Annotated in this window: 21 protein-coding genes; 10 read left to right on the forward strand and 11 right to left on the reverse strand. The window is 72.4% G+C overall.

Annotated elements, in window-relative coordinates:
* Window positions 1-85: 85 nt before the first annotated feature.
* The 7 genes from LX12_RS05445 to LX12_RS05475 form a co-directional block, all read right to left on the reverse strand.
* A complete protein-coding gene (locus LX12_RS05445) occupies window positions 86-874 on the reverse strand; it encodes an anti-sigma factor family protein (protein ID WP_253653501.1) in 789 nt (262 codons plus the stop codon).
* Window positions 871-1,524, reverse strand: a complete 654-nt coding sequence (gene sigM / locus LX12_RS05450) for an RNA polymerase sigma factor SigM (protein ID WP_253653502.1) — start codon at window positions 1,522-1,524, stop codon at window positions 871-873. The genes LX12_RS05445 and sigM overlap by 4 nt, the downstream gene beginning before the upstream one ends.
* Before the next feature lie 31 nt (window positions 1,525-1,555).
* Window positions 1,556-2,593 (reverse strand): nitronate monooxygenase, encoded by a 1,038-nt coding sequence (locus tag LX12_RS05455; RefSeq protein ID WP_253653503.1) that lies wholly within the window; start codon window positions 2,591-2,593, stop codon window positions 1,556-1,558.
* Window positions 2,590-3,225: a DNA-3-methyladenine glycosylase I gene (locus LX12_RS05460; RefSeq protein ID WP_301284193.1), complete on the reverse strand. Its 636-nt coding sequence runs from the start codon at window positions 3,223-3,225 to the stop codon at window positions 2,590-2,592. The genes LX12_RS05455 and LX12_RS05460 overlap by 4 nt, the downstream gene beginning before the upstream one ends.
* A 7-nt stretch (window positions 3,226-3,232) precedes the next feature.
* Window positions 3,233-6,979 (reverse strand): murein biosynthesis integral membrane protein MurJ, encoded by a 3,747-nt coding sequence (locus LX12_RS05465; protein WP_253653878.1) that lies wholly within the window; start codon window positions 6,977-6,979, stop codon window positions 3,233-3,235.
* Window positions 6,980-7,104: 125 nt separating this feature from the next.
* Window positions 7,105-9,537, reverse strand: coding sequence for a DUF6049 family protein (locus tag LX12_RS05470; protein ID WP_253653504.1), 2,433 nt, complete (start codon window positions 9,535-9,537; stop codon window positions 7,105-7,107).
* A complete protein-coding gene (locus LX12_RS05475; RefSeq protein ID WP_253653505.1) occupies window positions 9,534-10,688 on the reverse strand; it encodes an NUDIX hydrolase in 1,155 nt (384 codons plus the stop codon). Before LX12_RS05475 ends, LX12_RS05470 begins: the two co-directional genes overlap by 4 nt.
* Window positions 10,689-10,786: 98 nt before the next feature.
* On the opposite strand from LX12_RS05475, the gene LX12_RS05480 reads away from it, so the two are divergent.
* The 3 genes from LX12_RS05480 to LX12_RS05490 all read left to right on the forward strand — a co-directional run bounded on the left by LX12_RS05480 (window position 10,787) and on the right by LX12_RS05490 (window position 14,290).
* A complete protein-coding gene (locus LX12_RS05480) occupies window positions 10,787-12,262 on the forward strand; it encodes a CCA tRNA nucleotidyltransferase (protein WP_253653506.1) in 1,476 nt (491 codons plus the stop codon).
* 427 nt (window positions 12,263-12,689) lie between these two features.
* Complete coding sequence (locus LX12_RS05485) at window positions 12,690-13,853, forward strand: EAL domain-containing protein (protein ID WP_253653879.1); 1,164 nt, start codon at window positions 12,690-12,692, stop codon at window positions 13,851-13,853.
* Window positions 13,853-14,290: a hypothetical protein gene (locus tag LX12_RS05490; RefSeq protein ID WP_253653507.1), complete on the forward strand. Its 438-nt coding sequence runs from the start codon at window positions 13,853-13,855 to the stop codon at window positions 14,288-14,290. Before LX12_RS05485 ends, LX12_RS05490 begins: the two co-directional genes overlap by 1 nt.
* On the opposite strand, the gene LX12_RS05495 is transcribed toward LX12_RS05490, so the two are convergent.
* A complete protein-coding gene (locus LX12_RS05495; protein WP_253653508.1) occupies window positions 14,287-15,003 on the reverse strand; it encodes a GAF and ANTAR domain-containing protein in 717 nt (238 codons plus the stop codon). The two genes, LX12_RS05490 and LX12_RS05495, sit on opposite strands and share 4 nt — an antisense overlap.
* A 101-nt stretch (window positions 15,004-15,104) precedes the next feature.
* Between LX12_RS05495 and LX12_RS05500 the strand changes: the two genes are divergently transcribed.
* The 6 genes from LX12_RS05500 to LX12_RS05525 are packed head-to-tail and all read left to right on the forward strand — an operon-like array spanning window position 15,105 to window position 20,402.
* Complete coding sequence (locus tag LX12_RS05500; protein ID WP_253653509.1) at window positions 15,105-16,655, forward strand: catalase; 1,551 nt, start codon at window positions 15,105-15,107, stop codon at window positions 16,653-16,655.
* The gene (locus LX12_RS05505) at window positions 16,652-17,320 is read left to right on the forward strand and encodes an HAD family hydrolase (protein WP_253653510.1); all 669 of its coding nucleotides are present in this window, start codon (window positions 16,652-16,654) and stop codon (window positions 17,318-17,320) included. The genes LX12_RS05500 and LX12_RS05505 overlap by 4 nt, the downstream gene beginning before the upstream one ends.
* Window positions 17,313-18,032, forward strand: a complete 720-nt coding sequence (locus LX12_RS05510) for a glycosyltransferase family 2 protein (protein WP_253653511.1) — start codon at window positions 17,313-17,315, stop codon at window positions 18,030-18,032. Before LX12_RS05505 ends, LX12_RS05510 begins: the two co-directional genes overlap by 8 nt.
* Window positions 18,029-19,006 carry an acyl-CoA dehydrogenase family protein gene (locus tag LX12_RS05515; RefSeq protein ID WP_253653512.1) on the forward strand — a complete coding sequence of 326 codons (978 nt, stop codon included), beginning with the start codon at window positions 18,029-18,031 and terminating at the stop codon, window positions 19,004-19,006. Before LX12_RS05510 ends, LX12_RS05515 begins: the two co-directional genes overlap by 4 nt.
* Window positions 19,003-19,797, forward strand: coding sequence for a PIG-L deacetylase family protein (locus tag LX12_RS05520; protein ID WP_253653513.1), 795 nt, complete (start codon window positions 19,003-19,005; stop codon window positions 19,795-19,797). Before LX12_RS05515 ends, LX12_RS05520 begins: the two co-directional genes overlap by 4 nt.
* Window positions 19,794-20,402, forward strand: coding sequence for a class I SAM-dependent DNA methyltransferase (locus LX12_RS05525; RefSeq protein WP_253653514.1), 609 nt, complete (start codon window positions 19,794-19,796; stop codon window positions 20,400-20,402). Before LX12_RS05520 ends, LX12_RS05525 begins: the two co-directional genes overlap by 4 nt.
* 4 nt (window positions 20,403-20,406) lie before the next feature.
* Here the strand turns inward: LX12_RS05525 and LX12_RS05530 are convergent, their stop codons facing one another.
* Window positions 20,407-20,625 (reverse strand): hypothetical protein, encoded by a 219-nt coding sequence (locus tag LX12_RS05530; protein ID WP_253653515.1) that lies wholly within the window; start codon window positions 20,623-20,625, stop codon window positions 20,407-20,409.
* 179 nt (window positions 20,626-20,804) lie between these two features.
* On the opposite strand from LX12_RS05530, the gene LX12_RS05535 reads away from it, so the two are divergent.
* Entirely contained in the window at window positions 20,805-21,341 is a 537-nt protein-coding gene (locus tag LX12_RS05535) for a Dps family protein (protein ID WP_253653516.1), read from the forward strand.
* Window positions 21,342-21,615: 274 nt separating this feature from the next.
* Here LX12_RS05535 and LX12_RS05540 read toward each other — a convergent pair whose 3' ends face one another.
* Both LX12_RS05540 and LX12_RS05545 read right to left on the reverse strand, forming a co-directional pair.
* A complete protein-coding gene (locus LX12_RS05540) occupies window positions 21,616-22,521 on the reverse strand; it encodes a diacylglycerol kinase (RefSeq protein ID WP_253653517.1) in 906 nt (301 codons plus the stop codon).
* Complete coding sequence (locus tag LX12_RS05545) at window positions 22,518-24,113, reverse strand: FAD-binding oxidoreductase (RefSeq protein WP_253653880.1); 1,596 nt, start codon at window positions 24,111-24,113, stop codon at window positions 22,518-22,520. The genes LX12_RS05540 and LX12_RS05545 overlap by 4 nt, the downstream gene beginning before the upstream one ends.
* Window positions 24,114-24,171: the final 58 nt, after the last annotated feature.

A 24,171-nucleotide genomic window follows, 5' to 3' on the forward strand; every position in this document is an offset into this window, starting at 1 on the left:
ACGTCAGCCTAGGGGCTTCTGTTCCCCGCGCAGTGCACGCGCGACCCCGGCGTGACAGATGTCGCCTACGACGCGTCGTCGCAGGTCACCGCGTCGGCGGGGTGACCCCGATCACCTGTCGGGAGACCGTCTCCGCGCGGCCCGCGGCGCATCCCTCGCCGACGACGAGCGCCTCGAACCGACCTGCGACACCGGTGGTCAGCAGGACGACGATCCGCCGCGCCCCGTCGAGCACGACGGGTCCGGACCCCACCACGCCGACGGAGGCCGGTACGCCGTTGGCGGAGAGGCACCCTCGCAGGCGCGAACCCGGGTCGTCGGGGCTTCCCAGGGCGGGATCGGTGCGGCCGACCACCGACAACAGCGACACGGTCGACGGGGCGGTGGACGCGGTCGTCGACGCACCATCCGGGGCCGTCGAGGGATCGGCGCGGACGGTGTCCGACGACGGCTGACTGGCCGTGGAGATCGCGATGACGCCGCTCACGACGGCGACCACCACCGCCACCGCGGCCGCGACCAGCAGCCCGCGGCGGCGTCGCGCGTCACGGGCGGCGTCCAGGGAGGCGACGCGAGGATCGTGGGCGGGCTCCGGCGGGGACTGCGGGGGTGCGCCCCCGTCCCGCAGGGACCGCAGGGTGGCGTCGATGGCGGCCGCGACCGCGGGAGGCGGCTCCATCGGCGTGACGGGCGCACCACGGAGGTCCTCCACCGTCGCGTCGAGTGCGGCGAGCACGCGGCGTGAGGCCGGGTCCGCCTCGACCTGCGCCCGGACGGCACGGGCGTCGTCCTCGGAGAGCACACCGGCGTGGAGGTCGGCGATGAGGTCGACGGGAACGGACGGCTGCACCGGTCCCGTCGGCTGGTCGCTCACCGGTCACCTCCCCGCTCCGGGCGCACCGGCTGTGGTGTCCCTCCCCCATCAGACGCCGGCGGCGTCCGATCGGTTCCCGCGGTGTCCGATGTGCCGTCACGGAGGTGGCCGAGGGACACCGCGAGCTTGGCGCGTCCGCGGGCGCAGCGGCTCTTCACCGTGCCCGTCGGCACGCCCAGCAGCGCCGCCGCGTCGGCGACGGAGTAGCCCTCGACGTCCACCGCGACGACGGCAGCCCGCTGATCGGCAGGGAGGGTGGCCAGGGCGCCGCCGACCGACATCCTCAGCTCGACGTGCCCCGTGGCGTCGGTCGGGTCGACCACGGTGTCGGCGGTCGTGTCGAGCGGTGCGAGGTCGCGGCGGTGGCGCTCCCGTCGGAGTCGGTCGAGTGCGGCGTTCACGACGATGCGGTGCAGCCACGAGCTCACCTTGGCGTCGGACCGGAACCGGTGAGCCCCGCGGTGCGCGCTGAGCAGGGCCTCCTGCAGCGCGTCGGCCGCGTCGTCGTCACTGACGCTCGTGCGCACCGCGACGGCCCACAGGTGCGCCCGGTGTCGCCCGATGAGTTCGGCGAAGGCGTCCCGGTCGCCGGCGACGTGGGCCGCGAGCAGGTCGGCGTCGCTCCGCACGTCCTCTCCACCCCCGGCCATGGAGGGAGACTAGTTCCCGCTCACAGCGACGTCACAGCTCGGCGTCGGCCCCTGTGGACAGAGCAGCGACGATCGCGGCCGCGGGGCCGGGTCGGGCGGCCTGATGGCCGGTGCCGGCCCACAGTGAGATCTCGTGCGGGTCACCGGCCGCGGTCGCCGCGCGTCGGAGCGGACCGGTCAGGGTGTTCACCTCGGGGAACCGGGCGGGTGCGTGTGCGGCGAGGTCGTCGTGGAAGCGGTTCCGCAGCCCGCGTGCGACGCGGCCCGAGAACGCGCGGGTCAGCACGGTCTCGGTGAACGCGGGATCGGTCAACGCCGCGCGGTACGGGGCGCTGGTCCCGGCCTCGTCGGCCAGCAGCAGGGCGGTCCCGACCCCGACCGCGTCGGCACCGAGGTCCAGCAGCCGGGTGACATCGTGGGCGTCGGCCACGCCGCCGGACGCGACCAGGGGCACGTCGACCGCAGCGCGGACGGCGGGGAGGAGCTCGTGCAGCGGTGTGGCCGGGGGCTCGGCTGCCACGTCGAACGTCGAGCGATGACCGCCGGCCTCCGGGCCCTGTACCCACACGACGTCGGCAGCCCGCGCGACCGCCGCGTGGGCGTCGGACACCGACGTCACGGTGACCACCACGGCGGTGTCGCGGGCGTGCAGACGGTCGACGACGTCGGCGCTCGGCAACCCGAAGGTGAACGACACCCACGGGACTCCCGCGGCGAGCACCACCTCGACGGTCTCGTCGTACTCGGCGGTGCCGGCGGGCGCGATCTCGCCGGGCTCGACGCCGGGGATCCTGTCCCGCAACAGGTCTCGGTACCGTTCGAGCGGCCCGGTGTCCTCCGGTGAGCGGACGCCCGACTCGGGCACGAAGAGGTTCGCCCCGAAGCGGGTGACCCCGGCCGCACGGATGGCAGCGACGGAGGCCGCGGTCTGCGCAGGGGTCCGATACGCGGTCGCGAGGACACCCATGCCACCGGCACGCGACACCGCGATGACGAGGTCGTCGGTGGTGGGCCCGCCGGCCATGGGGGCGCCGATGATCGGGACGGGGAGGTCGCCGAGCGTGATCATGCGCCCGCGCCGCGACCGCGGAACGTGCCGTCGGGGGCCCAGACGCCCGAGCAGCCCCGGCGATGTGACCCCACCAGGTGGGTGTCGACGACACCGAGGGCCTCCATGAGCGCGAACGCCGTGGTCGGCCCGACGAACCGGAAGCCTCTCCGGCGCAGTTCCTTCGACAGCGCGGTGGACTCGGCGGACACCGTGGGGACCTCCGCCATCGTGTGCGGCATCGGCGTGGTCTCCGGCCGGAACGACCAGATGAGCTGCTCGAGCCCACCGTCGTGCCGCAGCTCCTGCGTCGCGCGGGCGTTGCCGACGGTGGCCTCGATCTTGGCCCGGTTCCGCACGATCCGGGCGTCCCCCATCAGGCGATCGACGTCGGCGTCGGTGAAGCGCGCGACGGTGTCGACGTCGAAGTCGCAGAACAGCTCTCGGAACGCGGGCCGTTTGCGCAGGATGGTCGCCCACGACAGGCCCGACTGGAAACCCTCCAGGCTCAGCCGTTCGAAGTACGCGTTCTCGCCGTCGACGAGGCAGCCCCACTCGGTGTCGTAGTAGTCCTGCATCAGGCCCGGCCGCGCGGCCCAGACCGGCCGTGCGCGCCCGTCGTCGCCGGCGACCAGGTCCGTCTCCTCCGTCATCGACGGGTCAGGTGGTCATCGAGATCTGGCTGATCACACCCTGGTACCCGCGTCCCACCTGGGGCAGCTCGGTGAGCCAGACCAGGATGTACGGGCTCTGACGCGGTTGGTCGACGGTCACGGTGGTGGTCGGCTGCCCGACCGTCATGGCGGCCACGGGAACCGTCGAGTCGAACGATGCGTCCGCCGAGGGCGCCGTCCGGATCTGCAGCGACACACCGGGATCCGGGGTACGTACGGTGACCGTGCGGACCGCTGCCGGGTTCTGCAGCGCGATCATCAGTCCGAGACCGGGCTTGAGGTTGCCGAACCGTGGACCGCCCCGGTAGAGGTCGGTCCGCCACGGCGGGTCCTGCCCGGTGATGACGTTGCCGACGTTGGTCGAGGAGTCCGGTGTCTGCCGCGAGTAGTCGACGACCGTCACCGACCGCAGCGGGACGGCCGCTGCCGCGGCGGTGCCGGCAGGAGCCCCCGACGGTGCCGCGCTCTCCGACGAGGTGATGATCGAGTTGATGTCGGTCGGCGAGGTGTCTGGCCCGACGGCGTCGGACAGCCAGACCACCAGCGCCACGATCACCAGCAGGATCAGCAGGGCCGCGCCCGCGGAGATGGCGAGGACACGCTTCGACCGGGAGGACATGTCCCGCAACGAGAACCGGCTCCCGGCGGATCCCGGCGCCACGTTGCTGGTCGGGGTCGGGCGCGCGCCGTCGGGTCCGATGACGGGCATCAGGTCCGTCTTCTGGTCGACGACCGTCGCCTGGTCGAGCACGTGCTGGATGGTGGCCGCCGTCCGGATGCCGCTGTTCCCCTCGAGCGCGCGTGCGGCCACGGCGGAGATCTCGAATGGGACGTCCGGGCGCTGCGCCCGCGGTTCGGCCGGGCCCCCGGCCGCCGACGGCACCGCGGGTTCGAGACCACCGATGGGTTCGTCGACGGTGTCGGTGGTGGCGTTCTTCGACACGTCGTCGGGATCCAGGGGCCAGTGTGCGAGCAGCAGCGCGTAGAGCACCGCGCCGAGACCACGGACGTCGGTCGACTTGTCGTCGCCGGCCAGCGTGCCCGGGAAGGCGAGGACGGCGTTCCCCTCCCGCGAGATCCGGATGCGGTCCGGGTGGTCGATCGAGAGCGAACTGCCTGTGCGATGGGCGGATTCGGCGGCCGCGGCGAGGGCTCGCACGGCGCGGGCCGCACCGATCGGCGACGGGTTGGTGCGCGCGACCTCCGCCAGCGACGACCCGGTCACCCACTCCGACACCACTATCCCGCCGGACGATCCGCGGACGACGTCGAGGACGCGGGCGATGCCCGGTGCGTTCACGCGGCCGAGGCGCAGGGTGCGCGAGAGCACCGCCTGCGGCCCCTCGCCGCGCGACCCGACGGCCTCGCCCGCAGGCGGCGACGGCGCGGTCTGGTCGGCGTCGACGAAGGTGAGTGCGACGTCGCGGTCGAGGTTGATGTCGCGGGCGCGCCAGAACCGGAGCCCACGCGCACCACCGTGCTCCGACAGCAGGCGATAGCGACCACCGGCGACCGCTGCGCCGGGCACGAGTCGCGGACCCCGCCGCGGGGCGGCGACGGGAGCCTCGTCGGCGCGGGCGTCGGTCGGCGGTTCGGGCGGCGGCGTGTCCGACGGGGTCTCCGTGGGGGCGTCCGGGGTGCGCGGGGTGCCGTCGGGACGGAGGGCCGACAACCGCGGGTCGGTGTGGACGGCGCCGGGGAGGTCGTGCACACCTCCGCCGTCCACCTCCGGACGGTCGACACCGGGGCGACCCGAGTCGCTGCCCTCTCCCACGAAACCCACTCCTCTCCGCCGGTAGCGCATGTCCGGCGGTGTGCTGCCCGGACGGAGCGGACCACCGCCGGGTCGCAGGCCGACGGCGCCGCCGGTGTAGTCCGAATATGCCTGCCACCGCGACGTGCCGCTGTCGAAACGTCGCATGACCTGGACCTGGCCAGAATACGGTGTCGACTCCTCGCCGGTGATGCGCGGGAACGCCACCGTCATCTCCGCGACGGACTCCGTGGGCGGCTCGGCGCGCGGCGCGACCGCCGGGATGACGCGACCCAGCATCCGCCGCACCGCGACGCTCACCGCGATCACGTCGGGGATGCGCAGCAGCACCAGCGCCGAGTACACCAGTCCGAGCGACACCACGGCGGTCAGCGCCAGGTACCCCAGCGACGCGATCTTGCCGTGGTCGTCGGACAGCCGGGCGAGCCCGGACACCCGCGCGATCCCCCAGACGAGGCCGCAACCGACGATCGAGGCGACCAGCGTCGCCACCGTCGTGCGTGCGACGTTCGTCATGCGCAGCGAGCCCAGGCGGTGCCGGAGCAGGAAGTGGCCGACGATCGCGCCGACCAGGTAACCCAGGCCGTTGGAGAACGCCAGCCACCGCACGATGGTGTGCCCGTCGTCGAACAGGACGGGGCCGAGATAGGACGCGGCGACCTTCACGACGGTGATGCCCACCGCGATGAGCGTGGGGGTCCAGGCGTCCTGCCGGGCGTAGAAGACGCGTAGCTGCACCAGCGTCATCGAGTACGGGATGATCGTGAACGCGCCGAAGCTGAGGACCATGCCCAGCTGGTCGGCGGCGTCGAGGTCGAACTTGCCGACGTCGAAGATCGCGATGGCGATGGCCGGACCGAAGAACGTCATGAACGCGATGACCGGAACCAGCGCCACCATGGTCAGCCGCGTGGACAGCGACAGGTCGTCGACGACCGAGTGGGTGTCGTTCGCGGCGGCGTTGCGGGACAGCCGCGGCATGATCGCGGTCAGGATCGTCACGCCGAGGACGCCGTAGGGCAGCTGCAGCAGCTGCCAGTGCGTGGCGTAGACGCTGACGCCCGACGAGTCCGCACCCGAGGCGATCCGATAGGTGATGAAGAAGCCGACCTGCAGCACGGCCACGTAGAGCACGATGGCGCCGGCCATCTTCCCGAACGTCCGCAGGCGGTCGTCGAGCCCCCACCGCAGGCGCAGACGGACCCCGGACCGGCGCAGCGCGGGCAGCAGGATGGCCGCCTGCACCACCACGCCGAGCGTCGTTCCCACACCCAGGACGAGGAGTTTCGTGTCGCCCATGCGGACCGGGTTCAGCGAGATGTCACCGGGGACGACGTAGTACGCGACGAGGGTCGCGATCTGGACGACGTTGTTCCACACCGGCGCCCACGCCCCGGGCCGGAACGCACCCTTCATGTTGAGGATGGCGATGAACAGCGCCGACATCCCGTAGAACAGCACCTCGGGCAGCAGCAGGTACGCCAGCGCGGTGGCCAGCGGCCGGTTGACCTCGCCGTCGCCGAGGTTGAGGTAGGTCAGCAGCGGCGCGCAGACGAGTGCGACCACGGTCGCCGTGCCGAGCATCGTCAGCGCGAGGGTGAAGATGCGGTTGATGAACCCCTCGCCGCCGTCGGCGTCCTCGGCCTCGGCGCGGACGAGCACCGGGATGACGATCGCGGTGAGCACGGCGCCCAGGACGACCTCGGCGACGATGCTGGGCAGCACGTAGGCGGCCTGGAACGCCGACGCCACCGCGGCGCCCAGCATCGCCAGCACGAGCACGGTGCGCACGAACCCGGTGATGCGGCTCGTCAGGGTGGCGAAGGCGATCGACCCGCTGGTCCGCAGCACGCTCTCGTCGGACGGCTGGTCCCGACCGACGGGTGGGGCCGCGTCGACGGCGTCGTCGAGCGACTCCGTGGGTGACGCGACGGCGATCCCCGCGGGACGACGGGACATCGGACCCGGCGGCGGCGGTGGCGGCGGGGCCTGTCGTCGACGTGCGCGGATGGTCGGTGCCTGCCCGGCCGGCGGGATGTGCCGGGGCTGCGCGCGACGATCGCCGCGGGGGTCGTCAGGGGTGGTCACAGCTTCTCGCCGTCGCTGTGGAGGAAACGGCTGTCGGCCATCAGGCGCTCCCGCTCGTCGGGTTCGGGTCGGTCGAGGTCGGCCGGGTCGGGCTGGCCGCGGAACCGATGCCACAGTCGGCGGCCCGCCAGCAGCACCAGCAGGACGCCCGCGCAGATCGTGATGATGAACAGCGGTTTGCCATAGGCGTTGGAATGTACTGACAGGTCGATCGCCGTCCCGACGGCGACGTTGCTGGAGGTGACCAGGGCGATGTTCACGGTCATCGACGCCGACGACTTCGCCTGCGTCGGGATCTGGATCTGACGGGTGCCGCGAGGCGGGATCTCGACCACCCCGACGTCACCGATGTCGAGGTCCTGCGGGGCGGCGGTGTCGAGGCGGACACGGATCGTCAGCGGCAGGTCGTTGCGGACCACCAGCAGCAGCGGCGACCGTTCGGAGGCCAGCGTGTAGCGCCCACCGGGGTCGAGGATGGCGACGGCGTCGCGCATGCGGTCGACGGTGAGATCGACGGCGCGCAGGCGTGTCCGCGCGGCGTCGGTGACCGTTCGCCGGTCGGCGGTCGAGTCGACCGGCGCCGACCGCATGGCGCGCACCAGGTCCTCGGCGAGCGGCGCGACGTAGGTCCGGGGCGACATGGCGACGTCGTTGCCCGCCACCATCGATGCCTCGAGCGCGAACAGCGTCCCCGCGGTACGGGCGATGGACGACGTCGTGTCCGGGTCGAGCGCGGTGAGACCGACGGTCGAGTCGGGCGGGATTCGCAGGGAGGCAGGCGTTCCCGCGGACGGCATCGCGGAGACGACGTCCTGCAGGGGCTGCGGTGTCGCGAGACCGGCACGGAACACCGCGTCGACGATCCCGAGCACCGCGGTCGCGTCGTCGGCGGAGGCGGACCACACCGCCGGTGGCGAGATCACCTCGCTGCGGCCGGTGGTCGGGTCGTCGGGGTTACCGCCGATCCGCACGGTGTCGGTGTCCGTGGTCGGCGCGAGTGCCGCGTAGGCGATGGCACCGACCGCTGCGCCGCGACGCGCGTCGGGCGATTCGGTGATGAGGTCGAAGCGTTGGTCGACCGGGGTGATCGCCGGGGTCGACGGCGCTGTGCCCATCGCGCCGAGCGCCGTGGTGACCGCGGGGTCGAACGTCTGCACACCCATCGCGCCGACCCGGTAGCGGCCGTCGGCGGTCGGCAGACTCCGGTCGAGGGCCGTGGAGCCGAGCAGCACCGACGACGAGCCGCTCGCGGTGACCAGGCGCGCCCCGGCGTCGGAGACCGTGCCCGAGGTGGGCAGGACCATGCCGCGGACGCTGCGCACGCCGAGCACCGAGTCGACGATGTCGGCGGGGGTCTGCAGGCCCGTGCGGGTGAGGGCCGGATCGGCCGCACGCGCCAGGGTGTCGAGGTCGACCTGACCGAACGGCAGGGCCACCGTGCAGACGCGGCTCGCGACCTGGCGCAGGTCGCCGAGGTAGTCGGCGGCGTCGGTCGCGCCGGTCCCGTCGCGGGTCGAGGACCGCGGATCGGCGGGGTTCGTGGAGACGACGTAGCCGCGCGACATCGCCTGCAGGGTCACCAGCAGGTCGGGGTCGACGGCGAGACAGACGCTGCGGGTGACCGGCGACGAGGCGTCGCCGGTCGCGGTGTCGAGCGCGTCGAGCAGCCCACGGAGCCGGCCTCCCGGCCGGACCGAGGTCGCGAGGTCGTCGCCCACGAGACGGACCGGCTCGGACCCCCCGCCGGTCACGCCGGGCGCGAGCTGTCCCGGGGCGGCGAGCGGCCACAGCAACGTGGTGCGGGCGGGGGTGGACGTCACCGGACCCACCGGTGTCGACGGCGTCCGGGTGGTGTCGGCCGGGACCGCCAGCACGGGCAGCAGCGTGCGGGTGTCGTCGAGACGGGCGGCGGACCCGTAGTCGGGGGTGCCGTTGAGGTTGACCATCAGCGGGTAGACGCCGGGGCGGTCGATGCCGAGGCCCGGTCTGCCGGGCCCGCCGGCCAGCGGCACCGTCACCGAGAAGGTCACCCGCGCCCCCGGCTTCAGGGTGCCGCCGACCGTGGTGAACGGCGTCGTCGTCTCGTACTGGGCCGGGTCGAGGGTGAGCGACGTCCGGGCGTCCGCACCCGACGACACCGACTCGCCGCGTTGCAGGCGCACGACGAGGTCGCGGACGTCCCGGTCACCGATGTTGGTCAGGGTGCCGGTCACCGTGACCGTCGCCGGGCTCGACGCGGTCACCGTCGACGGGGTCACCGACTGCAGCGACAGGTCGACGAACTGGGCCGCCTCGGGGAAGCGGGTGGTCTGGCCGGGTGACGTCCCCGCCGGTGCCGCCGACACCACACCCGGCGCGAGGAGCGCGATCACCACCGCGACGGCGGCGACGAGGACGCGGCGCACCGCCGGTGCGCAGTGATCGGTCATCCGCCGTCGGTGTCCCGGCGCGGGGCCTCGCCGGCAACGCGTCCGGTGCCGTCCCGTCCGGGCGCGTCCCGCTTGCGTCGGCGCCGCGGACGGTGGGCGCGGGGAGGCTCGTTGCGGCGCTGGTTGCGGGCCGCGGCGGCCTTCTCGTAGTCGTTGGGCTCGGTCCGCAGCGAGTCGGCCTCCGAGCGGGCCAGGCGTTCGGGGTCGTCGGCCAGATCGTCGATCACCTGCGCCGCCGCCCGGGCGAGTCGACGCTCGTCGGAGTAGGTCAGCCGGTGCGGCAACTCCGACAGGGGGACCCAGGCGACCTCGGCGACCTCGTAGTCGGCGTCCGACAGCTCGCCACCGGTGGACCGCATGAGGTAGTGGTGCACCGTCTTGTGGATCCGCTTGCCCTCGCTGACGAACCAGTAGTCGATCTTGCCGAGCGGGGCGACGACGTTGCCCTCGATCCCCGTCTCCTCCGCCACCTCGCGGACGGCGGTCTGTTCCGCGGTCTCGCCGGTCTCGATGTGCCCTTTGGGCAGGGACCACATCATCCGACCGCGCCGGTCGACCCGGCCGATCAACGCGGCACACCGGTCGTCGGTGGGACCGTCGATGCCGGAGACGACGAGACCGCCCGCGGAGGTCTCCCGCACTGTCCGCAGACGCGGGGTGTTCGTGTCGGTCGCGTCCTGGCCCGGTCCGCGCTCGCCCGCACCGCGACGCGACCTGTTCCGGCCGCCCCCGTCGCGGCCGGGGCGTCCGTTCGCCGGTCGCGACGGACGGGTCAACGCGCTCACGTCCGACGGGGTCACCGGGCGGCCGGGCGTGCCCGCACCGCCGTCCGGCGTCGCGGGGGTGACGACGACAGCGGCGTCGTCGGGCGCACCCCCGGCGATGCCGGGTGCGGCGTCGGCGGGACGGGGGCCACCGCGACGACGCCCGCGGCGTGACCGTCGGGGGCGGCCCGTCTCACCTGCGGCACCCGATCGCGGGGCGCCGGGGTCGGAGCCGGTCGACTCGACCCGGGTGGAGTCGGTGTCCGCGGCGGCCTGGCGGCCACGCCCGCCGCGCCGCCGACCACGACGCCGCCGCGAGCGCCCGGAGGGCTCGCGGCCGCCGACGTCCGCCGAGGCGGGGTCGGGGTCGTGGGGTTCGGCTGACACCCCCTGATGCTAGCGGGCAGGTCACCTCCTGTTCGGGAAGCGTCGGGAGGGCCGACGCGTGCCCTGGCGGGGTCCTGAGGTGGGTAGGCTGCTGCGTCGTGACGGGATCGGCCACCGGGGCCTCGGAGGACCGCCGCACCCGCCTGCTGGCCGGTGCCGCGGTGTCGCTGCGGACCCTGTCGGATGTCCTCGACCCCCTCGCCGAGCGCTTCGCCGACGCCGGTTTCGAGCTGTATCTCGTCGGTGGATCGGTGCGCGACGCCGTGCTGGGCCGGCTCGGGACGGACCTGGACCTCACCACCGACGCCCGCCCGGACGCGGTCCAGAAGCTGCTGCGCGGGTGGGCCGACGCGGTCTGGGACACCGGCATCGCCTTCGGCACGGTGAGCGCGGCGCGCAGCGGGCAGCACATCGAGATCACGACCTTCCGCGCCGACACCTACGACCAGGTGACGCGCAACCCGGTCGTCGAGTTCGGCGACTCCCTCGACGGTGACCTGGTCCGCCGGGACTTCCGGATGAACGCGATGGCCGTCCGTCTGGGCCCGGGCGGGCAGCAGGAGTTCCTCGACCCGCTCGGCGGTCTCGACGATCTCCTCGCCGGCGTCATCGACACACCGTCGGAACCGTCGGTCTCGTTCACCGACGACCCGCTGCGCATGCTCCGTGCCGTCCGGTTCGTCGCCCAGCTGGGGTTCACGCCGTCGGAGCGGGTGTCGGCCGCGATCGGCGCCATGGCCGACTCCATCCACCGCATCACAGCCGAGCGGGTCGCCGCCGAGCTCGACAAGATGATCCTGGGCGAGCACGCCGTCGACGGTGTGGTCGCACTCACCGACACCGGCCTCGCCGAGCGCGTGCTGCCCGAGATCCCCGGTATGAAGCTGGCCATCGACGAACACCACCAGCACAAGGACGTCTACTGGCACTCCCTCACCGTGCTGCAGCAGGCGATGGACCTCGAGGAGGGCGACCCCGACCTCGTGCTGCGGTGGGCGGCGCTCCTGCACGACATCGGCAAGCCGGCCACCAGACGGCACGAACCGGACGGCGGCGTCAGCTTCCATCACCACGAGGTGGTCGGGGCCAAGATGGTCCGCAAGCGGATGCGGGCCCTGAAGTACCCCAAGTCGGTCGTCGAGGACGTCGCGACGCTCGTGTTCCTGCACCTGCGGTTCCACGGCTACGACGAGGGGCGGTGGACCGACTCGGCGGTGCGCCGCTATGTGACCGACGCTGGACCGCTTCTCCCCCGCCTGCACAAGCTCGTCCGCGCCGACTGCACCACGCGCAACCGGCGGCGGGCCGCCCGGCTGCAGCGGACATACGACGACCTCGAACGGCGGATCGCCGAGCTCTCCGCGGCCGAGGACCTCGCTCGGGTCCGGCCCGACCTCGACGGCAACGCCATCATGGAGATGCTAGGGCTGCCCCCGGGTCCGCTCGTCGGCCGGGCCTGGCGTTTCCTCAAGGAACTGCGGCTCGACGCCGGCCCGCTCGACCGCGACGACGCCGAGGCGGCTCTGCGCGAGTGGTGGGCACGTCAACCCGAGAACCCGGACGCGACGTCCTGACCTGCACTGCGTGCCGTTATCCGACCGTGACCAGCGTGTCCGGCCGGGTTCCTTGCGTGATGCTCTCTGGACCGCGTCGTGACATGCCGTTACCCTGAGTACCAGGTCCAGCAGCGGCCCCCGTCCACGGTCCCGGGCAGAGGGACCCCGAAACAACCCGGTCAGCGCAGGTCATGCGCATCGGGAGACATGGGCGGGAGAGCAATGCACACACTTCACCGCACAGCCCGTCGGGCACTCAGGGTTTCCGCGACGCGTGCGGTCCATCGTCGACAGACCACCGTCCTTGAGCCGGTGGTCGCCCTGTTAGCAGGTGACGACCATGTCAACTGATTCACAACCCGTCAGCAAGAAGGCCCCGCGCATCGATGTCGACCACCGGCCCGCTGTCGAGGAGGACTCGTTCGTCGGCGCACTCGAGGTCGGCATGCAGTTCGCGCCGATCCGGCGCCTGCGTGACCGCGTGCTCGCCGGCGCGGAGCTGCAGGTCTGCGGCCCCCGTGGATCGGCCCTGCGGTCGGCGGAGGCCCTCCGCCACGCCGCCCGCCTCATGCAGCAGGAACGCTCGCTCGACCGGCACAAGTTCGCCTTCGCCCGGTCCGAGCGCGCGCAGTCCACGGCTGCCCGCCTGCCGCTGCTCGTCTCCGTCGACCTCGACTCGGTCGACGCCGTCGACCAGCCGGTCGGTGCCGAGCGTCTCGCCGTGTCGGTCCGGCCCGACGAGGTCCTGCACAGCCCGCACCGCACCATGACGAAGGTCGCGGCGGCCCGCCGGGCCGGTCACGTCATCTGCGTCGACGGCCTCGGCGTCAGCGAATACGCGGTGACGCTGCTCGCGCTCATCGAGCCCGACGTCATCATCACCGGTCCGGAACTGCTGTCGCGGACCACGGAACCGAACATGGCGCGTCTCGCGCACGCCCTCGCCGCGCATGTGGAGCGCAGCCACGCGGTGGTCATCGCCGAGGGCGTCGACAGCGAGGAGCGGCTGATGGCCGCCCAGACGATCGGCGCCTCCTACGGGATGGGCTCACTGTTCCCGTCCGTTGCCGACCCCGAGCGCATTCTCGTCGACGACCTCGACCCACTGCCCGACGTCCCGGTGTGGGCCACCCCCGACCCGGGTCTGCTCACGCCGTACCAGATCGGGACGGCCACCCACACGCCTCGCCGTGGCACGAAGCGCCTGCTCATCGAGATGAGCAAGTCGCTGGAGGCCCAGGCGTCCGCGGCGGGCAGTGCCGTCGTCGTGCTGGGCACCTTCCAGCACGCACGGCACTTCACCGCGCTGACCGCCGACCGCTGGCGCGACCTCTCCGACCGCGCCGGCCTGGCCGGTGTGTACGGCGTCGGTCTGGCCAACATGATCGACGGCAACGTGCAGCACGCACCGCTCGACGAGGGCGACCCGCTCGTCGACGAGTGGAACGTGGCCGTCCTCGGACCCCACTTCTGCGCGTTGCTCTCGGCACGGGATCTCTACGTCGAGGCCGAGGACATGGACCGCACATTCGACTTCATCCAGTCCTATGACCGGGTGACGGTCACCCAGGCCGTCCACTCGATCCTCACGCGGTTCACCGTCGACTGATGGGTGATCAACTCCCCCAGGACGATCCGCACCGTCGCCCCGAGGGTGTCGACGACGCCACGGTGGAGGCGGTCGGGAAGATGACCGAGGCGCTCGAGTGCGTGGAGCGTGTCCGGGGCCATCTCTTCGAACTGCACCAGCTGTCGGGTACGGCCGACCTCTCCTTCGGGGAGGCGGCCGACCTGCTCGAGAAAGCCGGACACAGCGCTCTTGCCGAGGACGTCCGGCGAGAGATCGTGGGGCTCAACACCTTCCCGGGACGGTGGTCGTTCCAGCTCGTCGAGGAGTACGACGACAACTACTACTCGACCGTGCGGGCCGCCGAGAAGCGTGTGCGCGACGAGCTGCTCGACGGGCGTCGCCACGTCTTCGAGTCGGAGATGAAGGAGGGTCGGCGCACCCACGGCCGACCCGGCCACGAGTCGCGGCCGGACTAGGTCGTCAGGTCCCTCTGTCGGGCCGGGTGGTCCGCCTCGACCAGCTGCCGTGCCACGTCCGCGACACGGATGTTCGTGTCCTGGGACAACTTCCGGATGAGCTCCCACGCCGCGACGGCGTCGACGTCGAACCGTTCCATCACGATGCCCTTGGCCTGCCCGATGACGTCGCGGCTCGCGAGGGCGCTGGTGAACTGCTCCCCGCGGCGTGACGTGTGCAACGCGAGCGACGCGTGCGTGGCGACGGCGAGGGCGGTCTCCTGGTCGTCGGTCGAGAACGCCTGCGGCGCAGTGGCGTACAGGTTCAGCGCACCCATCGCGGTCTCACCGCGATAGAGCTGGAAGGCGAGGATCGACCGCACCGCCGTCTCCTCGACCACACGCCGCGCGAAGCGCGGCCAGCGGTCGTCGGTGGTGATGTCGTCGACGAGGACCTTGTGGTCGGCCCAGGCGGCCTCGAGGCAGGGACCCTGCCGCAGTTCGTGTTGCAGTTCGTCGAGGCGGGCGGCGACCGGGTCGGTCGGCGCCACCGATGTCAGTGTCCCGTTGTCCACCAGGGTGATGCCCGCGAAGTCGGCGGCGTCGACGTAGTCGACCGCACTGTCGGTGACCGAGGTCAGCAGCGTCGGCTCACCGGACTGCTCACCGTGCTCGAACAGTTCCCGTGCCAGCGCGGCGAGCCGTGCACCGGTGGTCTTGTCGCCTGCGCTCATACATCGTCCTCGGTTGACACGGAAGGGTCTCTGGATAGTATCGAGTCCACGGCCTGAAGCCCTCGGGTGCTGTTGAGCACGACCGATGGGCGGAGGCCCTGATGACATCGAATCCTGCTGTCGACAGCTCCTCTGAGCGTTCGTCGACCCCACGTACCACCACCGATTCCGGCGCGCCGGCGCCCAGCGACGAGCACTCGCTGACCGTCGGACCGGGTGGCCCGATCGTCCTGCACGACCACTACCTCATCGAGCAGATGGCGCAGTTCAACCGGGAACGCGTCCCGGAGCGACAACCACACGCCAAGGGCAGTGGTGCGTTCGGCGTCTTCGAGACCACCGACGACGTCTCCGAGTTCACCTGTGCCGCAGTGTTCTCCCCGGGTGAGCAGACGGAGGTGCTGGCACGGTTCTCCACCGTCGCCGGTGAGCGCGGGAGTCCGGACACCTGGCGCGACCCGCGGGGGTTCGCGCTGAAGTTCTACACCCGCGAGGGCAACTACGACATGGTCGGCAACAACACGCCGATCTTCTTCATCAAGGACCCGATGAAGTTCCAGCACTTCATCCGGTCGCAGAAGAGGCGTGCCGACAACAACCTGCGTGACCACGACATGCAGTGGGATTTCTGGACCCTGTCGCCGGAGTCGGCCCACCAGGTCACCTGGCTGATGGGTGATCGTGGCATCCCGCGGACGTGGCGCCACATGAACGGGTACTCGTCGCACACCTACCTGTGGGAGAACGCCCACGGCGTCAAGCACTGGGTCAAGTACCACTTCATCTCCGAACAGGGCGTCGAGTGCTTCACCCAGCACGAGGCGGACCAGATGGCCTCGGCCGACACCGACTACCACACCCGCGACCTGTTCGAGTCGATCGACGCCGGCGACCACCCGTCGTGGACGCTCAAGGTGCAGCTGATGCCGTACGACGACGCCACCGCCTATCGGTTCAACCCGTTCGACCTCACCAAGGTGTGGCCGCACGACGACTACCCGCTCCGCGAGGTCGGCCGACTGACGTTGAACCGCAACCCCGTCGACCACCACACCGAGATCGAGCAGGCCGCGTTCGAGCCGAACAGTCTCGTGCCAGGCATCGGGCTCAGCCCGGACCGGATGCTGCTCGCCCGGTCGTTCGCCTACTCCGACGCCCATCGGTACCGGATCGGCGCGAACTACAAGCAGGTCCCCGTCAACGCCCCGACGGTGCCGACCCACAGCTACTCCAAGGACGGTGCGATGCGGGTGCAGCCCGTGCGCGATCCCGTCTACGCGCCGAACTCCTACGGCGGGCCGCACGCCGACCCGCCGCCCGGGCTCGACCCGGGCTGGGCGGCCGACGGCGCCATCGTCCGCAGTGCGTACGTCGACCACCCCGCCGACGACGACTTCGGCCAGGCGGGCACGCTCGTCCGCGAGGTGATGGACGACGAGGCCCGGGAGCGGTTGGTCGACAATGTCGTCGGCCACCTGCTCAACGGGGTGTCCGCGCCGGTGCTCGAGCGGGCGCTCGAGTACTGGCGTCGGATCGACGCCGGCGTCGGGCAGGCCATCGCCGACGGCGTGGCGGAGAAGTCCGATCAGGACGACCCCAAGGCGGCCGAGCAGGACAACCCCGCGCGCGAGTCCATGCGCGCCCGCGCGTGAGCCGGGTCCGGGCGGTCCTGTTCGACATCGACGGCACGCTCGTCGACTCCGTCTACGACCACGTCACCGCGTGGTGGTCGGCGTTCCGTCGGCACGGACTGTCGGTGCCGCACAGCGAGATCCATGCGCGCATCGGCAAGGACGGTTCGCTGCTCGTCGCCGAGCTCGTGGAGATCGCCGGCGGCGACCGCGACGACGAGGACCTCACCTCGGCGCTCGCCTCGGCGCACGACGAGCTCTACGGTGACCGGGTCGGCGAGCTGACGGTCCTGCCGGGCGCGCGAGAGCTGGTGCGTGCCAGCAAGGATCGCGGCTACACCGTCGTCCTCGCGACGTCGGCGCCGGAGCACGAGCTGACGGCGTTGCGAGCGCTGCTCGACGTCGACGACCTCGTCGACGCGGTGACCTCCTCGGAGGACGTGGAGACGGCGAAGCCGGACGGGACCGTCGTGGACATCGCCCTCGGCCGCGCGCGGGTGCCCGCCTCCGCGGCGGTGATGATCGGCGACGCCACCTGGGACTTCCTCGCCGCGTCACCGCTCGGGGTCCGGGGGATCGGGGTGAGTTCCGGCGGCATCGGCGCTGCCGAGTTGCGGGAGGCGGGTGCGGACGAGACCTATCGCGACGCGCTCGATCTCCTCGAGCACTCACCGCTGTATGCGTGAGGTCACGGCCGACGCGGCGCGCGACCGCCCCCCGATCCGAGCGGTCACCGTGGTGATCCCGGTGCACGACGAGGCCGACGAACTGGCCGGCGCTCTCGACGCCGTCGCGGACGCGGCGGCGGTCCTCGACGTCCCCGTCCGTGTGACCGTGGTGCTGGACGCGTGCACCGACGCATCCGCGTCGATCCCCGGACCCGGGATCGACGTTGTGGCCGTCGACGTCCGCAGTGTCGGTGCAGCGCGTCGCTCCGGCTTCGCGTGCCATCACGCGGGGGACGACGTGTGGTTCGCGACCACCGACGCCGACTCGCGCGTGCCCCGGGACTGGCTGCATCGTCACCTGTGGCTCGCGGACGCCGGTGTCGACGCGGTGGTCGGGACGGTGGTCGCGCGGGACTGGGCGCAGTGGTCGGTGGACGCCGGTCGAGTCTTCGACGCCGACTACCGCGCCCGGCAACGTCGGGGGCGGCACGGTCACGTGCACGGCGCCAACATCGGCGTACGGGGCTCGGCGTACGCGAGAGTCGGAGGCTTCCCCGCGACGCGGTCCGACGAGGACGTCGCCCTGGTGGCCGCCCTCGAGAACGCGAGATGCACCATCGCGTGGGACACCGAGGCGCCGGTCGCGACGTCCACCCGTCGTGTCGGCCGCGCCCCGGCAGGGTTCGCGGGCGCGCTCGCCGAGATCATCGACCTCCCGGGGACGGCATGATCGCCTGGGTGAGCGACGGAGCACCGACGCCCGCGGACGCCGACGCGGTGACGCGCGCCCGCGCCCTCGTCGGGGGTCTGCGACTGCCCGCGCCGGGGTCGGGGCGAACCGGTGAACGTCTCGACGCGCTGTCCGACCTCGCGCGGGACGACATCCCCACCGGTCGGCTCGTCGAGGCGCACGTCGACGCCGAGCAGATCCTCGCCGACCTCGGTGTCGGTGCGCCGGGCCCGGACGAGCTGTGGGGTGTCTGGGCCTCGGAGGCGCCGGGAGCGCGCGTGACCGCCACCCCGCGTGACGGTCGGTGGTTCCTCGACGGGGTGAAGGGTTGGTGCTCCGGCGCCGTCGGGTGCACGCACGCGTTGGTGACCGCGTGGGTCGACGACGAGCGCGCGCTCTTCGCCGTCGACCTGACGCGCGACGGGGTGGGTTCGGACGGGCCCGACCCGTGGTACTCCGCGGGGATGGCAGCGACCGTCACCCGACCCGTCCGTTTCGCCGACACCCCGGCTCGCCGCGTCGGCAGCGGCGCCGACTACTTCGAGCGACCCGGCTTCTGGCACGGGGCCATCGGGGTCGCCGCGTGCTGGTTCGGTGGCGCCCGTGCCGTCGGCGAGCGGGTGCTGCGGACCAGGCGCGACGACCCCGTCACCCGGTCGCACGTCGGAGCCGTCGACACGGCGCTCTGGGCGGGACGCGCCGCGCTCGTCGAGGCGGCGGCCGTCGTCGACCGGCATCCCGCCGACCGTGCCGTCGCCCACACCACTGCGCTGCGCACCCGGGCGGTCATCGAGGGTGTCGCGGCGACGGTGCTCGACCGCGCCGGTCGGGCGCTGGGCCCGGGGCCGATGGTCGCCGAACCGGATCACGTCGCCGCCGTCGCGGACCTGACGGTCTACATCCGTCAGTCCCACGCCGACCACGACCTCGCGGCTCTCGGCGACCTCGTCGCCGAGCGGGACGGCCGACCGTGAGCGGCGGCAGCATCGGCAACGGCGCGGTGCCCGCGTTCCGCGGTTCCGACCCCGGGGTGACGTCGGCGCGGCGGTGGCGCGAGTGGATGACGGAGCGCTCGTTCCCGGTTCTCGACGACGACCACCCCGCGCGGACGGCCTCGGTGCGGATGCTGGTCGTCGCGGCGCACCCGGACGACGAGGTGCTCGGGGCCGGCGGGCTCATGGCCCGGACGATCCGCGACGGCGGACAGGTGACGGTGCTCTGCCTGTCCGACGGGGCGGCCTCCCACCCGGGCTCGCCCACCGTCACCCCCGAGGATCTGGGGCTGCGCCGTCGGGCCGAGCTCGTCGACGCCCTCGACGCCCTCGGTGTCGCGCACGTGCAGCACCGGTCTCTTCCGGACGGTGCGCTGTCCGACCACGCCGAGGACATGGTGGCCGAGATCGACGAGGCGATCGCGACCTTCGGCGGGCACGACGTCGTCGTCGGGGTGTGGCGCGGTGACCGCCATCCCGACCACGCCGCGGTCGGATGGGCGGCGGCCACCGCGGCGGCGGGAGCGGGCAGCGTCTACCTGGAGTACCCGGTGTGGATGTGGCACTGGGCCTCCCCCGACGACGTGTCGGTGCCGTGGGCCCGTGCGCGCGTCCTGCCGTTGCCCGCGGAGGTGGTCGCGGCCAAGCGCGCTGCCGTGGCCCGCTTCGTCAGCCAGGTGGAGGACCTCTCCGACGATCCGGCCGATCGCGCGATCCTGCCGCCGGAGGTCCTCGAGCGCCTCGTCACCGACACCGAACTGTTCTTCACGTGACCGACCCAGCGTACTTCGACGCGATGTACGCCGCAGGCGACGACCCGTGGGGGTTCGACCACCTCTGGTACGAGCAGCGCAAGCGCGACCTGACCGTGGCGGTCCTCCCTCGTCGCCGCTACGACCACGCCCTGGAGGTGGGGTCGTCGACCGGCGTGCTCAGCGCCGCCCTGATCGCCCGGTGCGAGCGCCTGACCTGCGTGGAGCTGCACCCGCGCGCTGTCGACGTCGCGCGGCGGCGTCTCGCCGCGGCCGGCGATCGCGTCCGGGTCGAGGTCGGCGACATCCGGCGATGGCGTCCCACCGAGGCCCACGACCTCGTGGTCCTCAGCGAGGTCCTCTACTACCTGGACGACCGTGACCTCGCGTCGGTCACGTCGTGGTCGCGCACGATGCGCGACGCCGGCGCGACGGTCGTCGCGGTCGACTTCCGACACCCCGTCCCCGAGCACGTCAGATCGGGCGACGAGGTGCACGCGGTATTGCACGACGCCCTCGGCGCGTCGATGGCGACGTACCGCGACGACGACATGGTGATCGAGGTGTTCGCCGCGCCCGGGGAACAGTCGGTGGCGGTGACCGAGGGGCTCGCCCCGCCGCCGTGACCGATCAGTCGCGGGACAGCACGTACAGCGTGGCGGCTCCGGCGCCGGCGAATCCGGCGACCACCGCGGCGCCGATCACCAGCGACCCCACCATGGGCAGAGCGACGATCAACAGGCAGGTCGCGAGGGCGAGCAGCAGGACCGTGCCGATGGCGGCGCGATGCTCGGGGGCCAGGCGGCCCCAGGAGGAGCCTCCCGGCCACGTGCTGTCGGGTCGTGTCATGCTGTCACCCTCCCAGGCGTGCGTCGCGGGACGAGCACCCGTGAGGTGTCGCGGAGGTCTCGCCTCGATCTCGAACAGATAACGACGGCCCGTTATCGATTCGTGATCTCGACGACGTTCTGGTTGCGATCACCGGCAGCCCCTGTCGGCCCCCGACCTGCATACCTACGGTCGGACACATGGCTTTCACCGCACCAGGACTGACAGAGGACAGCGCCGCCACCGTCGTGAAGACCCTCCAGGAGCGCCTCAGCGCCCTGAACGACCTGCACCTGACCCTGAAGCACATCCACTGGAATGTCGTCGGCACCAACTTCATCGGTGTCCACGAGATGATCGACCCCCAGGTCGAACTGGTCCGTGGGTACGCCGACACCCTCGCCGAGCGCATCGCCACGATGGGCGCGTCCCCGCAGGGGACCGCCAAGGCGATCGAGGACAACCGCAGCTGGGACGACTACAGCCTCGGCCGCGACTCGGTGCAGGCGCATCTGGGTGCGCTCGACCTCGTGTACGTGGGCGTCATCAAGTCGCACCGTGACGCGATCGAGACCACCGGCAAGATCGATCCGGTCACCGAGGACATCCTCATCGGCCAGACCGCCGAGCTCGAGAAGTTCCACTGGTTCGTGCGCGCCCACCTGGAGAGCTACACCGGCGAGCTGTCGAACGCCGGCGCCACCACCGAGCAGGAGGCGGCCGAGAAGGCCCGCTGACCTCGGCGCTCCACGTCGGCGGATGTCGATTTCACGACAGTCCGTGATGACAACCCCATAACGAACGCTCTCTCCTGCCCGGGAGGCGTCGCCCGCGTGGGCGGTTCGGACCCAGTCCGGACCGCCCACGCCTGGCTGTGGGGGTCCTGTGAGACGTCCTGTCCCCCTGTACCGTTCACCGGGGCTCTCGCGAAGCCGTTGCCCGACAGGGTGTGTCGGACCCTTGTCCACAGGTCGCTGTGGAAAGTGTGGACAACTGGACGTGTGGTCCCGATCACACAGCGGGAACGAGGAATTGCACGGCTGCCGGCAGGGCCTCGACCGTGACCGGCGTGACGCCGAACACCTCGCCGTCGGCCGACGCCGGCAGGCCATCCGTCGACTCGACGGTCACGGTCGTCGCGCTGAACGTGTGGACACCGTGGTGTCGGACGTGGGTCCCGCGGTAGATCGTCGGGAAGAGTCGGAGCAGTCGTCCCCGGGAGGTGTGCTCGACGACCGTCACGTCCAGACGCCCGTCGTCGATCCGGGCGTCCGGGCAGATGCGCATCCCGCCGCCGTAGCTCGGGGTGTTGCCCACCGCCACGAGGATCGCCTCGAGCTCGTGCACCTCACCGTCGACCGTGATGCGCGTGCGGTGCGGTGTCAGGCGCGCGATCTCCGCGATCGCGGCCAGGGGGTACCGCGCCTGTCCCTGCGGCCATCGCATCGCCACCGCGCGTTCGGTGACCGCGGCGTCGAGGCCGATGGCCGCGACCGTCCCGAACACCATCGACCGGTCACCCGCCTGCACGCGTCCGAGGTCGACGGCACGGCTGTGACCTGCGGCGACGATGTCGGCGGCGGCGTCGACGTCCCCGACGGGGATGCCGAGGGCACGTGCGTGGTCGTTGCCGGTCCCGGCCGGCATGATCCCGACGCGCACCGCGGATCCGACCGCGGCCTCCAGGACACCGGCGATCGTCCCGTCGCCGCCGATCACGACCACCGCGTCGGGTCCGTCGGCGACCGCCGCCGCCGCGACCCGGCGCGCGTCGTCGGCGTCCGTCCCGGACCGCACGTCGACACCGAGGCCGCGGGCCCGCAGGGCCGCTACCGCCGCCTGGGCCGTCGCGGCACCGGCACCGTGGCGGGAGCGGGGGTTGACCAGCGCGACGACGTCGCGAACCGCACGGGTCACGGGATGAGCTTGCCGGGGTTCATCACGCCCGACGGGTCGAGCGTCGCCTTCACCGCCCGGAGGACCTGCACACCGAGGTCCCCGATCTCGGCCGCGAGGTGGGCGCGGTGGTCGGTGCCGATCGCGTGGTGGTGGGTGATGGTCGCCCGGTGGTCGACGATCGCCCGCGACGCGGCCTCCTTCGCCGCCTCCCACTGCCCCACCGCATCGCGCTCGTCGAGGCGGTAGACGACGGTGAAGTACAGCGAGGCGGCGGTCGCGTAGGTGTGCGAGATGTGGCAGAGCACCATGGCCGGCGAGGCCGCGAACGGTCCGTCGTCGGATCCCAGGGCCGTTGTCAGGGCGTCGGACACGGCCGTGCGGAGCGACACGACACCCGACCACGTCGTCGCGGTCTCCACCGTCTCGCACCCCACGCCGATCGCGAGCAGGGCGTCGCGCAGGTACGGCGCGTCGAAGCGCCCGTGCGCCCACGCCTGCGCCGGTTCCGGGCCGAGGTCGGTGGCACCCGCCTCGGTCAGCAGGTCAGCAACGCGTGCCCGCCGGTCGGCGCAGTCGCGCTCGGTGCCCTCGAACCGGGTGATCACCAGGCACCCGCCCGGCGACCCGTCGGCGCCGATCGCGCCCGGGGAGGCGAGGTTGACGGCGGTCTCCGCCTCGTCGGACATCCGCAGGACGGTGGGCCGGGCGTCCGAGCGGGCGACCGTGCGCACGGCCGCGGCGCCGCTCGCGAAATCGGGCAGCCGCCACGCCTGCGCCACCACCGCCTCGGGGACGGGGTGGACGCGCAGCGAGACCTCGGTGACGACACCGAACGTGCCCTCCGAACCCAGGACGAGCTGTCGGAGATCGGGACCGGCCGCGGACCGCTCCACCGGGCCGAGACGGAGGACGCCGCGGGGGGTGACCAGTGTCAGGCCCACGACCATCTCGTCGAACCGGCCGTAGCCCGCCGACGCCTGCCCCGACGACCGGGTCACGGCGAACCCGCCGACGGTCGCGTAGCGGAAGCTCTGCGGGAAGTGACCCAGCGACAGCCCGTGCTCGGCCAGCAGCTCCTCGGCGCGCGGGCCGGTGACGCCGGCGCCGAGGGCGGCGATGCGCGACACCTCGTCGAGGTCGACCAGACCGTCGAAGCGGCGCATGTCGAGGGAGATCACCGCCCGGTGTCCGCCGGCCAGCGGTGCGAGTCCGCCGGTGACGGCGGTGCCGCCGCCGTAGGTGACCACCGCGACGTCGGCGTCCGCGCACCAGGCGACGACGGCGGCCACCTCGTCGGTGGAGCCGGGCACCACCACCGCGTCCGGAGCGGACTGTGTCGTCGCGCGGCGGCGCAGCAGGTCGGGGGTGCTGCGTCCCGCGGCGCGCAGCAACCGGTCGACGGGCGCGCGGGACACGTGGTCCTCGCCGACGATCCCGGTGAGCTCGGCCAGATCGTCGTCGGTCAGCCGGCAGTCGGGTACGACGACGTCGTCGGGGGTGTGCCGCGATCGGGCGTCACCCCGGACACCGAGCGCGTCACGGATCAGACCGAGCATCGCGTCCGACAGGACCGTCTCCCGGTCCGGGTCGCCCCAGCCGTCCCAGCGCATCGGGGGTGCGGGGACGGAGGAGAAGGAGGACGCCGACGCTGACATGCGTTACAGTTTT

The organism is Williamsia serinedens, assembly GCF_024171725.1.
Lineage (GTDB): Bacteria > Actinomycetota > Actinomycetes > Mycobacteriales > Mycobacteriaceae > Williamsia_A > Williamsia_A serinedens.

Coding starts and splice junctions, on each gene's coding strand:
- LX12_RS05500 (WP_253653509.1), top strand. CDS start 15,105: ATGACATCGAATCCTGCTGTCGACAGCTCCTCTGAGCGTTCGTCGACC.
- LX12_RS05510 (WP_253653511.1), top strand. CDS start 17,313: ATGCGTGAGGTCACGGCCGACGCGGCGCGCGACCGCCCCCCGATCCGA.
- LX12_RS05535 (WP_253653516.1), top strand. CDS start 20,805: ATGGCTTTCACCGCACCAGGACTGACAGAGGACAGCGCCGCCACCGTC.
- LX12_RS05515 (WP_253653512.1), top strand. CDS start 18,029: ATGATCGCCTGGGTGAGCGACGGAGCACCGACGCCCGCGGACGCCGAC.
- LX12_RS05495 (WP_253653508.1), bottom strand. CDS start 15,003: ATGAGCGCAGGCGACAAGACCACCGGTGCACGGCTCGCCGCGCTGGCA.
- LX12_RS05455 (WP_253653503.1), bottom strand. CDS start 2,593: ATGATCACGCTCGGCGACCTCCCCGTCCCGATCATCGGCGCCCCCATG.
- LX12_RS05470 (WP_253653504.1), bottom strand. CDS start 9,537: ATGACCGATCACTGCGCACCGGCGGTGCGCCGCGTCCTCGTCGCCGCC.
- sigM (WP_253653502.1), bottom strand. CDS start 1,524: ATGGCCGGGGGTGGAGAGGACGTGCGGAGCGACGCCGACCTGCTCGCG.
- LX12_RS05460 (WP_301284193.1), bottom strand. CDS start 3,225: ATGACGGAGGAGACGGACCTGGTCGCCGGCGACGACGGGCGCGCACGG.
- LX12_RS05530 (WP_253653515.1), bottom strand. CDS start 20,625: ATGACACGACCCGACAGCACGTGGCCGGGAGGCTCCTCCTGGGGCCGC.
- LX12_RS05465 (WP_253653878.1), bottom strand. CDS start 6,979: ATGTCCCGTCGTCCCGCGGGGATCGCCGTCGCGTCACCCACGGAGTCG.
- LX12_RS05545 (WP_253653880.1), bottom strand. CDS start 24,113: ATGCGCTGGGACGGCTGGGGCGACCCGGACCGGGAGACGGTCCTGTCG.
- LX12_RS05485 (WP_253653879.1), top strand. CDS start 12,690: ATGCAGTTCGCGCCGATCCGGCGCCTGCGTGACCGCGTGCTCGCCGGC.
- LX12_RS05490 (WP_253653507.1), top strand. CDS start 13,853: ATGGGTGATCAACTCCCCCAGGACGATCCGCACCGTCGCCCCGAGGGT.